This is a genomic window from Streptococcus sp. ST14, from assembly GCF_046098195.1.
Lineage (GTDB): Bacteria > Bacillota > Bacilli > Lactobacillales > Streptococcaceae > Streptococcus.
The window spans coordinates 1-992 of sequence record NZ_JBJUSF010000065.1; the positions used below are offsets into that span (position 1 = coordinate 1).

Here is a 992-nt window from a genome sequence, read left to right on the forward strand (position 1 = left end):
GCATACTCTTTCCTCCTCTACTAATTCCTTAAATAAAAGATATCCTTCAGGAGTTGCATCTAGTTCACTAACAACTATTGGATCTTCCTGACTCGTTGTCACAAAAAGATGAGGAGCTAATTGATAGAAAGTCTCCTCATCTGCCTGTTTGAATAGCTGCCAAATAGCATAACGTTCTGTGGCTAAATTTTCTAGCTTTAATGCTAGAACCTGCGAGATACTCTCCAGGTATCCTAATTGTGTTTTAGGTGTTTCCATCCTACTATCCTTTCTGTATGTTAGGCCACGAATAACTCTTTTAGCTGCGGAGTCAAATCGTTGGCATATAAAAGCAAGCCGTCGATGTCTGTTCCTTTTCGAGTGTATTCGTACCAGTTTTCTTTGTCTTCAGGAGAACTTGCAATCTCATCTTTTCTAGGATGATCATAGACACTTGCTTTTTTATCTCTGAAGACATTTTGTTTAGAAATAAAGACCAATCCTTCTTCTACCCCAATTCTTGCGACTTCATCTGGAGTTAGAAGGGGACGGCCTTGAATTTGTTTATTTTCACTTGATGATCCATTACGATAACTATGCGATTTTGAGGTGGATCTAGTACGTATAGTCTGCTTACCTGACCTTGTAGAATAGTATTCCATCGTATCCTTGTCATTTGTCCCTAAAAATAGGTGAGTAGCACAGTTATTAAAGATGGTCTTCCAATCACTTTTATAAAGTGATTCTAGCTGATTGACAGCTTGGATGATAATCTTAATAGACATCTCACGACTACGAATAGAAGAGAGGACCTGGGCGAAGTTTGGAATACGGCCAATTTGTGCAAACTCATCGAAGATAAACTGAATGTGGCGAAGATTTTTTCTACTGTAGCCAGGTACTTTCCCTTGCAAGATATCATCAGCCTTATGTGTAAGAACCTCAAAACCAATCGCAAACAAGATTGAGGAAAGAAAATTAAAGGCGTTATTGGTTTCAGGAATAGCAATAAA

Annotated in this window: 2 protein-coding genes; both read right to left on the minus strand. The window is 38.4% G+C overall.

The features are described 5' to 3' along the window. A partial coding sequence (locus ACIY19_RS10810) for a hypothetical protein (RefSeq protein ID WP_409003403.1) occupies nucleotides 1-258 on the minus strand: 258 nt, incomplete at its 3' end. 20 nt (nucleotides 259-278) lie between these two features. Then, nucleotides 279-992: type IV secretory system conjugative DNA transfer family protein (locus ACIY19_RS10815; protein ID WP_409003402.1), on the minus strand; the 714-nt coding region annotated here is incomplete at its 5' end.